This is a genomic window from Roseateles rivi, from assembly GCF_043555845.1.
In the GTDB taxonomy this organism is placed as follows: domain Bacteria; phylum Pseudomonadota; class Gammaproteobacteria; order Burkholderiales; family Burkholderiaceae_C; genus Roseateles; species Roseateles rivi.
In genome coordinates this window covers 187,383-200,845 of the sequence record NZ_JBIGHZ010000002.1, presented here as the reverse complement: position 1 = coordinate 200,845, position 13,463 = coordinate 187,383, and the positions used below count along the sequence as shown (strand labels likewise).

At 60.6% G+C, this 13,463-nt stretch carries 12 protein-coding genes and 1 pseudogene; 2 read left to right on the top strand and 11 right to left on the bottom strand.

All coding sequences use genetic code 11. From position 1 onward, the window contains the following. Positions 1-8: 8 nt before the first annotated feature. Complete coding sequence (locus ACG0Z6_RS04950) at positions 9-3,257, bottom strand: PAS domain-containing hybrid sensor histidine kinase/response regulator (protein ID WP_394459054.1); 3,249 nt, start codon at positions 3,255-3,257, stop codon at positions 9-11. Between the two features lie 138 nt (positions 3,258-3,395). Beyond that, the gene (gene pyrF / locus ACG0Z6_RS04945) at positions 3,396-4,238 is read right to left on the bottom strand and encodes an orotidine-5'-phosphate decarboxylase (RefSeq protein ID WP_394459052.1); all 843 of its coding nucleotides are present in this window, start codon (positions 4,236-4,238) and stop codon (positions 3,396-3,398) included. 66 nt (positions 4,239-4,304) lie between these two features. Here pyrF and ACG0Z6_RS04940 point away from each other — a divergent pair, with 66 nt between their 5' ends. Further along, entirely contained in the window at positions 4,305-4,850 is a 546-nt protein-coding gene (locus tag ACG0Z6_RS04940) for a GNAT family N-acetyltransferase (RefSeq protein ID WP_394459050.1), read from the top strand. On the opposite strand, the gene ACG0Z6_RS04935 is transcribed toward ACG0Z6_RS04940, so the two are convergent. The 6 genes and pseudogenes from ACG0Z6_RS04935 to ACG0Z6_RS04910 form a co-directional block, all read right to left on the bottom strand. After that, a complete protein-coding gene (locus ACG0Z6_RS04935) occupies positions 4,829-5,620 on the bottom strand; it encodes a sterol desaturase family protein (protein WP_394459048.1) in 792 nt (263 codons plus the stop codon). The genes ACG0Z6_RS04940 and ACG0Z6_RS04935 overlap by 22 nt on opposite strands. A gap of 66 nt (positions 5,621-5,686) precedes the next feature. Then, on the bottom strand, positions 5,687-6,433 hold the full coding sequence (locus ACG0Z6_RS04930) for a DNA alkylation repair protein (RefSeq protein WP_394459046.1): 747 nt from the start codon (positions 6,431-6,433) through the stop codon (positions 5,687-5,689). 22 nt (positions 6,434-6,455) lie between these two features. Next, on the bottom strand, positions 6,456-6,860 hold the full coding sequence (locus ACG0Z6_RS04925) for an ATP-binding cassette domain-containing protein (RefSeq protein ID WP_394459982.1): 405 nt from the start codon (positions 6,858-6,860) through the stop codon (positions 6,456-6,458). A 177-nt stretch (positions 6,861-7,037) separates the two neighbouring features. Continuing rightward, positions 7,038-7,166: pseudogene (locus ACG0Z6_RS04920) on the bottom strand (cysteine peptidase family C39 domain-containing protein); the annotation flags it as partial. Further along, a complete protein-coding gene (locus tag ACG0Z6_RS04915; RefSeq protein WP_394459044.1) occupies positions 7,157-7,309 on the bottom strand; it encodes a cysteine peptidase family C39 domain-containing protein in 153 nt (50 codons plus the stop codon). The pseudogene ACG0Z6_RS04920 and the gene ACG0Z6_RS04915, both read right to left, overlap by 10 nt. A gap of 122 nt (positions 7,310-7,431) precedes the next feature. Next, a complete protein-coding gene (locus ACG0Z6_RS04910) occupies positions 7,432-8,115 on the bottom strand; it encodes a hypothetical protein (RefSeq protein ID WP_394459042.1) in 684 nt (227 codons plus the stop codon). Between the two features lie 359 nt (positions 8,116-8,474). On the opposite strand from ACG0Z6_RS04910, the gene ACG0Z6_RS04905 reads away from it, so the two are divergent. After that, positions 8,475-9,236, top strand: coding sequence for a transposase (locus ACG0Z6_RS04905; RefSeq protein ID WP_394459040.1), 762 nt, complete (start codon positions 8,475-8,477; stop codon positions 9,234-9,236). Between the two features lie 801 nt (positions 9,237-10,037). Here ACG0Z6_RS04905 and ACG0Z6_RS04900 read toward each other — a convergent pair. The 3 genes from ACG0Z6_RS04900 to purB all read right to left on the bottom strand — a co-directional run bounded on the left by ACG0Z6_RS04900 (position 10,038) and on the right by purB (position 13,410). Next, a complete protein-coding gene (locus ACG0Z6_RS04900; RefSeq protein ID WP_394459038.1) occupies positions 10,038-11,252 on the bottom strand; it encodes a hypothetical protein in 1,215 nt (404 codons plus the stop codon). Positions 11,253-11,288: 36 nt separating this feature from the next. Beyond that, the gene (locus tag ACG0Z6_RS04895) at positions 11,289-11,657 is read right to left on the bottom strand and encodes a hypothetical protein (RefSeq protein WP_394459036.1); all 369 of its coding nucleotides are present in this window, start codon (positions 11,655-11,657) and stop codon (positions 11,289-11,291) included. Positions 11,658-12,042: 385 nt separating this feature from the next. After that, positions 12,043-13,410 (bottom strand): adenylosuccinate lyase, encoded by a 1,368-nt coding sequence (gene purB / locus ACG0Z6_RS04890; protein WP_394459034.1) that lies wholly within the window; start codon positions 13,408-13,410, stop codon positions 12,043-12,045. Positions 13,411-13,463: the final 53 nt, after the last annotated feature.

Below are 13,463 nucleotides of genomic sequence, written 5' to 3'. Positions count from 1 at the left end.
CGGGGCGCTCAGCTCACATCCAGCGCTTGCTGCAGCACCTGGCGCAGGCGCTGCGCGTCGATGGGCTTGGTGAGGAATTCGTCCATGCCCGCCGACAGCGCCTGGTCGCGCTCTTGCACCAGGGCCGCAGCGGTCAGGGCGATGATGGGCAGCTGGCGGCTGCTGTAGTGGCGGCGCAGCTCGCGCGCTGCTTCGTGACCGCTCATCACCGGCATTTGCACGTCCATCAGCACCGCCTCGTAGGGCAGGCCGCGCTCGGCGGCGGCGTGCACGCGCTCCACGGCCTGGCGGCCATCCAGGGCCTGGTCCACCTCCATGCCCCACTGCTGCAGCATGGCCACGCCAATCATCATGTTCACCGGGTTGTCTTCCACCATCAGCACGCGGCGCCCTTGCAGCGGGCCATAGAGCAGGCCAAGGTCCGGGGCAGTGGCTGGGCCGGTCTCAACCTCCGCCGCGGCCGCAGGCAACGAGAGCTCCACCCAGAAGCTCGAGCCCTGGCCGGGGGCGCTGATCACGCCCACCTGACCGTCCATGAGCGCGGCCAGATCGCGACAGATGGACAGGCCCAGGCCCGTGCCGCCATAGCGGCGCGTGGTGGAGTTGTCCACCTGCGTGAAGGGCTGAAAGAGCTGGCGCTGCAGCTCGGCGGCAATGCCCGGGCCGGTGTCGCTGACGTCGATGCGCAGCCGCCCGGGCTGGGGGCTGAGCACCTGCATGTGGATCTTCCCGCGTTCGGTGAATTTGAAGGCGTTGCTGAGGTAGTTGGAGAGGATTTGGCGCACGCGCAGGGGGTCACCCAGCACGCGGTGCGGCACCTCCGGCGCAATGTGCAGGCTGAACTCCAGGCCGCGCGCGTCGGCCAGGGCCTGGTAGCCGCTTTGCATGGTGGTGAGCATTTCGCGCAGGCCAAAGGCCACCGATTCCAGCGTGAGCCGCCCGGCCTCGATCTTGGAGAGGTCCAGGATGTCGGACATCAGCCCAGCCAGGCTCTCGGCGCTGTCGAGCAGCTGCGCCAGATAGGTCTGGCGCGTGTGGGCGTTGAGGTCGGGGCGCTGCAGCAGTTGGGTCAGGCCCACCAGGCCGTTCAAGGGGGTGCGGATTTCGTGGCTGATATTGGCCAGGAAGGCGCTCTTGGCGCGGTTGGCGGCCTGGGCCTGGTCCATGGCTTGCGCCAGGGCGGACTCCACGCGGCGCCGCTCGGTGACGTCCTCCATGGTCCAGATGGTGCCGCTGGCGTGCACGCGCTGCGGGTCCACGGCGCGCGCCAGGATGCGGCACAAAAAGCGGCTGCCGTCCCTGCGGCAGAGCTGGCGCTCGAACTCCACTTGCATGCCTGCCGAAAGGTCGGGGGCGACCTGCTGGGCCAGCAACTCGTAGTCTTTGGATGAAGGCCACAGCACGTCGAAATGCTGGCCCACCAGCTGCCCACGCTCCCAGCCAAACATTTGCTCCACCAAGCGGTTGGCCTGCACAAAGTGCGCGCCCTGGGTGTGCGCAATGCCGATGGAGGCGTTCTCCAAAATCGCGCTGTGGATTTGCCGCGTGTGCTCGGCCTCGGAGACATCGCGGGCGTTGCACACCAGGTAGTGCGTGCCGTCCATGTCAAAGGGCGCGGCGGCCACCTGCACGGCAATGGTCTCGCCACGGCGGTTGACAAAGGGCACGGGCACGTCGCGCACGCGGCCCTGCCGCTCCAGCACTTGCAGCAGGTGTTGCCGCTCCGCGCCATGCGGCCACAGCCGCAGCTCGGCGCTGCTGCGGCCCAGCAGCTCGTCGGCGTTGAAGCCGCTGAGCTGCTCGAAGCTGCGGTTGACCATCACAAAGCGGCCGCTGTCGGCTTCGCTGAGCGTGATGGCGTCGGCACTGGTGGCAAACAGGTGCGAGAGCAGGGCCTCGGAGCGGCGCAGCGCCTCTTGGGCCTGGGTGGTGCTGGTGTCGTCGATGAAAAACGCCAGCGTGGCCGCGCCGCCCAGCGCTTCCACGCGCACGCTGGTGAGCTGCACCTGGCGGCGCTGGCGCTGGAGCGTGTGCAGCTGGTAGGCGGCCATGGGCAGCAGCGTGCCCACCGGCGCACCTTCGAGCTCCGAAGTGCGGCGGCGCACCAGCGGGGCGTCGTGGTCGTTGAAGTGCTCGGTGATGTCCACGCCCAGCAGCTCTTCGCGCCGCTCGTAGCCCAGCATGTGCAGCGCTGCGGGGTTGGCGTCGATGACACGGCCCCAGCGGTGCAGCACCAGGGGCGAGGGGCAGCGCTGGAAGAGTTCGCGGTAGCGCGTCTCGGTGGCGGCGGCGGACTGCTCGGCCTGCACCTCGCGCGTGATGTCACGGCCCACGCCCCAGTAGCCCTCGAAATTGCCGCGTCGGTCAAAGCGTGGCTCGCCGCTGATGGTGATGTAGTGCTGCTGCCCCGTCACATCCAGGCGGCGCATCACCAGCCCGCGCAAGGGGCGGTGCGCCTCCATGTCGGCGCGCCCGGCGTCCAGCTCTTCGCTGCTGAGGCCCAGCTCGGCCACCTCCCAAGGGCGCAGGCCGGCCAGCGTCACCGGCGCCATGGGGGCACTGCCGCTGCGTCCGCTGTGGGTGATGGCCAGATGGGTGAAGCGGAACTGGCGGTCCATCTCCCAATACCAGTCCACCGCCATGCCCAGCAGGTGGCGAAAGCGCGCATGGCGCTCGTCGAGCTGGCGCAGCGCATGGTGCTGCAGCAGCAAGGCCCCGTGGCCCACGGCCAAGCCCGCGAGCAAGACAGCCGTGGGCCAGAGCAAGGCCGGTTCGGTGTTCAAACTGTGGCTGTGGGGCAGGGCCGCCAGCACCAGCCAACTCGCCAGCGAGAGCAAACCGCCAAAGGGCAGGCCCAGCAACAAGGTGGCCAGCACCACCACCAGGCCCATAAACCCCAGGCACAAGGCCTGGATGCCGGGCTGCTGGGTGGCCAGCATGAGCAGGCACATGCCCATGCCCAAGACCAGCACGCCACGCGCGGCCCAGCGCGGCCAGCGTTTGACCACCCACACGCGCAGCAGCAGCGTCACAAGGGCCAGGGCCAGCACCAGGGGGCCGCCGCTGTTGGGGTGTCCCAAAACGGGAGCTGTGGGCAGGGCCAGCAGCAAGCCGCCCAAGGCTGCCAGACAGATGGCCACTTGCTCCACCAAAGCCGCCGCCACCTTGATGGAGGGGCCAGCACTCTTGGCGCGTGACAGCTCCAGTGTGGGCGAGCCCATCAGCGGGCTGAAATCATCCTTGGAACGGTGGGTCACGGCGGGGCACGGCAGCAGCAAGCAGCAAATAGGGCGCGGTTCGCGCCAGTGTGTTGGACCGGGTCTGGCCTTGCCCAGTCGGCCAGACCCTAGGCCACACTGCCCGAATCGGGGGGTTCGCAAGCCCCCCCGGCTGCGTTAGCGCGCCACCGTGGGACGCAGTACGGCGCGCGTTTCCAGGGCCACGCGGCGCGCGGCCGCGGCAAAGTCCTCGCCCCGGCTGGCGTAGAGCACGGCACGCGAGCTGTTGACCACGATGGGGCCTGTGGTCTGTGTGGCGTCACCGCGCCAGCCTGCGGCCACGGTGGCTGCGGCGTCACCGCCCTGGGCACCCACACCCGGGATCAGCAGCGGCAGCGTGGGCGCGAGTTCGCGCACGCGGGCAATTTCCTGCGGGTAGGTCGCCCCCACCACCAGGCCCAGCTGGCCGTTGTGGTTCCACTCGGTTTGCGCCAGGTGGGCCAGGTGTTCATAGAGGCGCGGCTGCCCCGGCACATCGGCCAGGCGCTGCATCTGCCAGTCGTCACCGCCGGAGTTGGAGGTGCGGCACAGCAAGATGGCGCCCTTGTTGGGGTATTGCAGATAGGGCTCGATGCTGTCGCGCCCCATGAAGGGCGAGAGCGTCACGGCATCGGCCTGGAAGCGCTCAAAGGCCTCGCGCGCGTACTGCTGGGCCGTGGCGCCGATGTCGCCGCGCTTGGCGTCCAGAATCACCGGCACCTGCGGCGCGACGCGCTTGATGTGGGCCATCAGCTGCTCGAGCTGGTCTTCGGCGCGGTGCGCCGCGAAGTAGGCAATCTGCGGCTTGAAGGCCAGCACCAGGTCTTTGGTGGCGTCCACGATGGCGGCGCAGAAGTCGTAGATGCGCGAAGCGTCGCCCTGCCAGTGGGTGGGGAATTTGGCCGGATCTGGGTCCAGGCCGACGCACAGCAACGAGTCATTGAGGCGCTCGGCGTGGCGCAGCTGTTGTACAAAGCTCATGGGCGGGGTGGGTGTGTTGAAGTGCTCCGATTGTCCCTGAAGCTCAAACAAAAAGGCGGATCGGCCATGAACACAGAGGTGCTGCGCACGGCGCGTTTGCTGCTGCGCGAATTCGATGCGGCAGACGCTGCCATGGTGTGCCAGATGCTCAACGAGCCCGCCTATGTGGGCAATATCCGCGACGCCCTGGTGCGCACGCCCGAGCAAGCGGCCCGCTTCATTGCCGAGCGGCTGCGCAGCACCTATTCGCGGCCGGGCTACGGCTTTTGGGCCGTGCAGCGCCTGGCCGACGGCGCCGTGCTGGGCCTGTGCGGCATCATCCACCGCGAGGGCTTGCCCTGCCCCGACCTGGGCTATGCGCTGCTGCGCCAGCACTGGGGCCAGGGTTATGCGCGCGAAGCCGCCCGCGCCTGCGTGCAGCACGCTGACACCGTGCTGCAATTGCCCCGCCTGCTGGCCACCACCAAGCCCGAGAACCACACCTCACAGCGCCTGCTGCTGGACCTGGGCTTTGTCGACCTGGGCCAGCAGCAAACCGAGGCCCACCCCGATGGGCCCTCGCAGCTGTTTGAGCGCCAGCACCCGCGCACTCAGGGCCGCCCGGGCTCCTGAGCCACCGGCGGCAGCCCTTCGGTGGCGGTGTCGTCCGGCGTGGCTGGCGGGCGCGTCACATCGCGCCCCAGCAGCAAATCCCCCAGCCGGCTGGAGGCGCCCAGCCAAAAGCCGCTTTTCTCGTTCCAGGTCCGGGGGTTTTTGAAGCAGCCAAACGCCATGTCCCACAGCGGCAGGCTGGAATAGTTGTAGCGGTGAATGCCGCGCTGGTGGTGCACCGCGTGCGATTCCGGCCGCGCCACGATATAGCCCAACCAATGCGGCGTGCGGATATTGGCGTGGGTGAAGATGGTCGAGGCAAACAGGAAATACCCCGTCAGGATGGCCGCCTCGGCAGTCACCCCCAGGAGGTAGGCTGACAAAAACGTCGCCACGACGGTGTAGCCTATGGTGTCAATGGGGTGGAAATAGAAGGCGGTCGAGACATCCAGGCGCTCGGCGCTGTGGTGCATCTGGTGAAAGCGCCACAGCCACGGCACGGCATGCTGCAGCCGGTGGCGGCACCAGTCCAGCAGATTGCTCAGCACAATCGCCACCACCGCGCCGCCGGCCGTGCCCCACGCGCTCAGGTCAATCAGCCGGTGCTGGGCCACCCAATCCCGCCACAGCAGCGGCAGGGAATTCACAATCGCGCCGCCCAGCAGGAAAAAGACAAAGCCCTTGAGGCGCCAGTGTTTGATGGGCTCCAGCGCTCGCGCCGGGAATAGTTTTTCGGCCGCCAACAGCACAAGGTATGTCAGCGGAAACAGCATGCCCAAGAACTCTTCCATGACGCCGCCCTCCCAGGTCGCTTCCTAGAACATCGCTGCGGCCCCACGGCGCCAACCCGCACCGGCTCAGACCTCAGCGCGCATGATTTCCCGGCGCAAGCCCTCAGGCATCTTCTCCAGCGCATAGCGCAGGGTCGAGCGCTCAATCTCCGCCAGGTGCTGGCGCAAAAAGGCCAACACCGGCTCGGGCTGGTACTGCGCCGCCACCTTCAACACCCAGCCAATGCCTTTTTGCACGTAAACGTCTTCATCGCGCAGCAGGCGCTGGCAGTTGGCCAGCACCAAATTCAAATCAGCCGCCTCGCTGCGCCCCACAAACTTCACCAAAGCCACATTCGAAGCCCGCTTCACCCAAGGCTTGTCGGACTTGCCCCAACCCACCACCTCGGCCAGCAAATGCGGCCGGCGCTTCAGGTACAGGTAGATGGGCTTGATGCACATGTCATCGCACTGCGCCCAGTTGTTCACCGAAGTACCCAGCCAGCGCTCGAACACCAGCAGCAACTGGCCCTCGTCTTTGATCTTGCGCACCACCTTGGAGACGATGGCCGAGGCCAAAATCATGTGCTCGTGAAACTCATTGCGCTGGGCAAACACATCAGCCACCGCCAGCCAATCCTCCACACTGGCGCCGCCAAAACTGGCATGCGCCGCCGCAACCAGGTCCACAACCCCTTGGTTGGGCACCCCGGCGGACACAATCTGGTCCGCAAAGTAACGCTGCAGCTTTTGCGCAAATTCCGGGGAACCGGCTGCTTGCAAAGCAAGATCGAGAGACGCCGCAATCTTTTGTTGAGAGCTGTTCAGTTTCACCACAGGCAGGCCCAGAGTCGATTCAACACAGCCGCAGCAAATGCCCGCAAAACCGCTCTCGGGGCTGACGGCGCCACAGCCCAGTTTGCCTGACTGTGCGCCAAACCCACCGCCTTGTGACCTGCCAGAACTGGTAGGGCGGGGCCCTGTGTTTGTGGGGGGCGCGGGCCAGCAGCAGGCCCAGGGCAATCTTCAGCAGCGTGGTCTTGCCCGCGCCGCTGGGACCGGTGATGGCCACGTTTTCACCCGCCGCAATGTGCAGGTTGGCGTTGCGCAAAATCCAGGGCTCCCCCTCGCCGTAGCGAAAGCTCACCCCGCGCAGCTCAATGCTGGGGGCCAGGTGGGCCAGCTCGTGCTCCGGCACCTCTTCCTTCTCTGGTGCGGTGAGCACGATGTCCGCCAACCGCTCGGCGTGCAGCGAGAGCATCTTGAACTCGGCCACGAAGTTGATCAGTGCCGTCACCCGCCCGGTGAACTGGCCCTTGTAGGACAAGAAGGCCATGAGCATGCCGATGGTGAAGAGGTCGCCGCCTGTGGAGGTGTTCATCACCAGCTGGGCGCCCAGGTACAGCACCACCCCACGCCAGGAGGTGTGCACCTTTTTGAGCACCACAAAGTGGTTCATGTCCCAGTGCAGCACACAAGGCCGCGCCAGCTTGGGCAAATCCTCCAGCTCCAGCCGCAGCGGCCGCCCACTCAGACCCAGCGCCGCCGCATACCCCATCAACTGCTTGAGATTGGCGCCTTACCGCTTTGAGGAAACCGGGCACGTAGGTTTCCAACCTCAATCAAGCAACCATGGTATCCGGAAACCATAGCCAAACACGCCAAAGTACACTCGGATGCAGTCGATTGATAAATAATATTGATATTCATTGGGTAGGAATATTTATGTGGCTCTGAGTTCCACTCGGGGCTGGGGGCACCACTCCTCAACTAGTAAGAAATTTCCCAAGGCCATCTCCATAATTTTGTGCACGCGTAAATTATATTTGGCCTCACCATGGTGACACATTAATCCCCAAATCAATTAACTCCTCGTGGCTTGGGGTCCAATATTCGTACCTCCTGTATTTTATATTTTTTCCTGATATTGTTATTCGCCGATCAGGCTCTATTTTAACGGTGATATCGGCATTTTTGACTCCTGTAATTTCATCCTGCCTTTTGAAGAATTTGTGTTTATTTAGTGACTTTTCGAATTCAAACAAATACTCGATCATTGATAGTTGATCTGTAACTGACTTCGGCAAGGAGTTTGAATTTATGGCGGCGCGCCAGAGCCCCACTTCGCCCGCATGAATGGCAATTATAGAACCATCTTTGACATATATTTCCTTCGATGCGGGCAAAATTAGACTGGCACATGCTGAAGCACAAAAATCAACCACGCGTAATGACAGGTTGCGCGTCATCACTGCTCTGGCTATTTGCATACCTGCAAGCGCATCTCCGCCTTGGCTATTAATTTCCAGTACTTTCGTATCATCCTCTATTCGATCCAAAAATACATCCCCATCACCTGAGGCTATCTCGCCGGTGACAAGAATTTTATCGCCAGCGACTACAATTTCAGCAGAATTGACAATGAATGGCGACAGCAGCGACAAAAAGACAGCCAAATTTGTGATGGTGTAAAATTTTTTAATGCGGTTAATGCAAGATATAATTTCTATGGGCATTTGATTTGTCTCCCTGCTATATGCTGAGCGCCTCTGCAATAACCACCCTCAGGCAGGCGCGACGTCCTCTGAGGCGATTTGTTGGTCAAGTGCGTTGTTTCATTTGCAGCAAAATTTGCCCCATTTCCACTTTCCCTGTGCGCCCCTGCCTCACCCCATCCAATTGGCGGCGGACCGTCCACAGGTCGAACAGCGAATATGGCATTTGTAACTGCTCCGTATTCTTCGCCAACTCACGACAGCGGATCCTAAGGGCCCTCTGCATAAATCAAGGCCGATTCAACACGGGCGAACCTGCATCGAGACCACTGCATAACTCCCACAATGCGCTGTCGAGCTGAATGGGATGCAATGGGCGCATGGGCAGCTTCCTTCTGATGGGCGCCAAGCCCCTGGTGCAGAACTCGCCGACGATGAAGTTGCACGAGCTGCTGGATTGGGAGGAGATCGCGCACAAGCTCAAGGGGCTGTACAAGCGCGAGGCGACGCACGGCGGAGGGCCTGAGCCCTATGCGCCGCTGGCGATGTTCAAGCTGATGCTGCTGGGCCAGTGGCACGGGCTGTCGGACACGCAGCAGGAGCCCGCTGGGTCAAGAAGGGGCACAGATGCGTTCTTTGGCTACCGCGGCTACAGCGCGGTGGACACGGAGGACGGCTACATCGAACACGTCGAAGTGCACCCGGCCAACCAGGCCGAGGTGAACAAGCTGCCGGGCCTGGTGGACGCGCTCATCGAGCAAGGCATCCAGCCCGAAGGCGTGTTGGCCGACAAGGGCTACGCCAGTGCGGCCAACCGGGCGTACCTGCAAAGCAAAGGCATTGGCGACCTGATCCAGTTCAAGGGCAGCCGAGGCCAGCTGGTACACCGGCTGCAAACGCAGATGAACAGGGCCATCGCCACGCTGCGCTACAAGGTTGAGCAAGGCTTTGGGACGCTGAAGAGAAGGTTCCACATGAGCCGAGCGCGGTACTTTGGGGTGGCCAAGACACAAGCGCAGATGGCGTGGGCGGCGCTGGGGTTGAACCTGCTCAAGGCGATGAGGAAGCTGCAAAGCGGATCCGAAACGCGGGTTTTGTTTCGCAATATGGAATTTGAGCTGAGGGTGCCAGCTCAGCCTTGAGCGAAAGTGGGTTGTGCAGCGGTCTCATTTAGTTCCAGTTAAAAATAATGACAATGGCGCAAGCGATTATTGCGGTAATTGATCCAAATTTAAATCCAATTTGAAATGCTTTATAAATTTCGGCTTGCATGCTTATCACTTGGTGCTAACTTTGTATACGATATATATAACGCCAACTACAACTGCTTGAGGTACTCCGCCTGATATCCCGTTGAGTTGGTCTGTTGTTAATTCAATCATGGTTGTTCTCTCTGTATTTATTGGCCATTAATATTTTCCATATCGGAACGCGCCGACACGCTTCCATTGATCCAATTCAAACCCCTCCTCCCGGGCTGGAGGGGTGAGTTGAACCGGTTGGAACTTGATGCCCCTGCCTGACTGCTAGCAGGGACTCTAAAGTCAATTCCCGAATGATTCTTTGGTCATGGATAAAGTCGGAGTTCAGAATCATAACGGGCATATTCGGCTGGGTTTGCTCAAGGGTCTGCAGAGATTTATGCAGCTGGGATGCTGTGACTATTTTGCTGGATTATTGACCCTAAGCCACGCCAACAGAGTTTGAGTAGGGGTCACGGATAGGTATTTCGGTTGTATTCTTGAAGTTGGCTACGTGGCTAACTTGCAGAGACCGCGCCCCCAAATCAGTCAAGCCAACCAGATGCCCGTGGCAGTCGACCTCTTTGGGTAAGCAGATCAGGGTGCATTCGTGGGCTTCGGATTGGAGGATGGGAGTCAAATGTGGCGCTGGAAGGTATGTGAATATTTATGCATCACGCCAGCCAGGGGGCGAAGGAATTGTTATTGAATGCGATTTTCCCAGCACATGGCAAGATTTTTGTCAATTTTTGCCGTGGACAATACTTTTGGTTTGCCTGGGCGAGTTGAGGCATCTGAATTAAATGCATGCATGTAATTCAAGTCGATCTCTCCGGAAAAATCCATCCCACTAGCTATAATTTCTTCCTTGCTGGGGATGTAAGCCTCAAATTCTATATCTGAAGAAACTCCACGTCCTGGTGGTGATGTTTTTTTGATGATATCTATAGGGATTGGCGCCAATTTTGCCAATTGTTTGGATTTGTTATTTAGCCAAATTGCGTAAATGTAGTTAATTGGGCCAAGGATTTTAAGGTAGTGCAGATGGCCGAGTGAGAGATTTGCTTCAATGCCGCCATGATATGCAATAATTCCGTAAATCTCCCGCTTGGATCCTGATGGAAAAATATAGTTCGCGCAGGCGGATATGCAATAGCCTTTTATCGAGATGTGATATTTGTTTTTTGCGATAAGCATTCCAATATCCATCCCGGCCGAAGATAAGCCACCGCTGCTGTTGAATTCAATTTTCTCAACGCCGCCATTTTTTGAGATTTCGGCAAGCTCGTTGGCGGCGGCCTTGTCAATTACGCCGTCATATCTAAGTGTTTTTGAATTTATTTTTCTCCATCCAATATAGGCGACATGTCCCCGTTTTGCCAAGGCGCTGTCAATAACCGATTTTTCGCTGGCTGATATCCCGCGTTGAGGGGTGTACTTGTTATAGCAGGCAAAATATCTGGGGCTTTTGTGTAAATAGTCGCCGGTCAATGTGCCTTGCCCCAATTTTGTATGCCATAAATATATTGACAGCATGGATGTTGTCAATATCAATATCGATTTCGGCTGGATTATTTTTTTACCAGATGCGCCATGCTTTGTCATGGTTTTGAAAAAGAATTTTTCATGGAAATATGATGAAATGAGACCACCATCCATTGACAAGCGTAACGTGCCGATACGCTTCCATCGACTCAATTCAAACCTTTCCTCCTGGGCTGGTGGGTTGAGCTGAACCGGTTGGAAGTACAGGGGATGGCCAAGGGTAGATGGATCTGGGTGCCCCAGGGGCTTTTTTGTCTTGTTACTTGTGCAATAGATTGAGAAATGCCCAAGTAACAAGCGTTGCAATTGCTCTAGCGCCAAACCCCTTGAAGAAAACAGCTGCCAGTACAGGCGCCGCACCATCCGAGACATTGGACGTTTCGTCGCTGGTCAGTGCATAAACTTCGCTCATTTGGACATGTGAAAATCCAATCCAAAGTGTTTGATCTGCCAATTGGTTAACGCAGTGGTAAACGGTGATTGTTGCTGGCACGGCCACTGCCCCAGCAACAACCCCTCCCGCTGGTGTCGAAAATTCATAGATATAAAAACACCAAAACCGAGGCGAACATAAGGGCTGAAAATGTGCCGTTCAGAATCCAAATGATTATCCGGCCGTCTTGAATACGGATTTTTTGGCGGAAATTGGGGGTGACCAGCGCGACCCAGCAGGGGAGCACCAGTAGCTCCGCAAATACGAGCGTCGGGAACACCAAAAAATAAGCGCAAGACCTGCTGCACCCGCTGAGGATGCGGACGCATTGGGTTCGAGTCCATTCAGCAGTAGGAATGTTGAAACGAGACACGCTGCCCGAAGGAGTATGCCCATGGCCTGCATCAAGTGCATGTTTTCGGATTGAGTGTTGAGCTTGGGTTTTCCGGGCAAGACTGCCAGTCTTGAGTTAATTACACCACTTCATCTCGGCCGTGACGCCCGCTGCGGCCTGGGTATTTTGGGGGGTGGGTAATTGCGGATGTGGGGGGTGGTTTCGCTTCTGTTTTTGAACAAACGGGCGAATATCGGCCAAGGTGGGCGATATGGCGGCGCCAGGGTTTGGAAGTGGCTGCGCCGCGGCCGCATCCACAAACAAAAACGCCCAGCACCGTTGCCGGTCTGGGCGTTGTGGGGGCCCCGGATGGCGGGGCCTTGGGGTGCGGGGGCTTAGATGCCTTTGGCCAGGGTTTCGGCTTTGCCGGTGTAGCTGCCGGGGGTGAGGGCCAGCAGGCGCTGCTTGTCGGCTTCGGGCAGTTCCAGGCCTTGGATGAAGGCTTGGATGGATTCGCGGGTGATGGCTTTGCCGCGGGTGAGTTCCTTGAGGCGCTCGTAGGGGTTGGGCAGGCCGTGGGCGCGCATCACGGTTTGGATGGGCTCGGCCAGCACTTCCCAGGCGGCGTCGAGGTCGGCGGCCAGGGCGGCTTCGTTGACTTCGAGCTTGGACAGGCCTTTGAGCAGGCTCTCGTAGCCCAGCAGCGCGTAGCCCAGGCCCACGCCCATATTGCGCAGCACGGTGGAGTCGGTGAGGTCGCGCTGCCAGCGGCTGATGGGCAGCTTTTGGCTCAGGTGGGTGAGCACGGCGCTGGCCAGGCCGAAGTTGCCTTCGGCGTTTTCAAAGTCGATGGGGTTGACTTTGTGCGGCATGGTGGAGGAGCCGATTTCGCCCGCCACTGTGCGCTGTTTGAAGTAGCCCAGGCTGATGTAGCCCCAGACGTCGCGCGCCCAGTCGATGAGGATGGTGTTGGCGCGGGTGTAGGCGTCGAACAGCTCGGCCATGTAGTCGTGCGGCTCGATCTGGATGGTGTAGGGGTTGTGGGTCAGGTCCAGCTGTTGTTCGATGACTGTGCGGCTGAAGGCTTCCCAGTCCTGCTCGGGGTAGGCGCTCAGGTGGGCGTTGTAGTTGCCCACGGCGCCGTTCATCTTGGCCAGGAATTTGACGCTGTGGATGCGCTCGCGCGCGGTGCGCAGGCGTGCCACGACGTTGGCGATTTCCTTGCCCACGGTGGTGGGGCTGGCGGTCTGGCCGTGGGTGCGGCTGAGCATGGGGGTGGCGGCGAGCTGCTGCGCCATGGTGGCCAGCGTGCTGATGATGCGGTCCAGGGTGGGCAGCATCACGGTGTCGCGCGCGGCCTTGAGCATCAGGCCGTGGCTGGTGTTGTTGATGTCTTCGCTGGTGCAGGCGAAGTGCACAAACTCGCCCGCGGCCTGCAGTTCGGCGTGGCCGTCGAATTGCTTTTTGATCCAGTACTCCACGGCTTTGACGTCGTGGTTGGTGGTGCGCTCGATGGTTTTGATGGCATCGGCATCGGCCTCGCTAAAGCCGCTGACCAGGCCGCGCAGGTGTTGGCGCGCGGCCTCGGAGAGGGGTTTGAACTGCGTCAGGCCGAGGTCGGAGAGGGCGATGAACCATTCCACCTCCACCTGCACGCGGCGGTGCATGAGTCCGTACTCGGACAGCAAGGGGCGCAGGGCAGCGACCTTGGAGGCGTAGCGGCCGTCCAGGGGCGACAGGGCGGTGAGGGGGCTGAGCGACATGGCAGCGGGGCTCGTGGCGGAAGGTGGATGGAGCACCCGGTGCGGTGCATGCA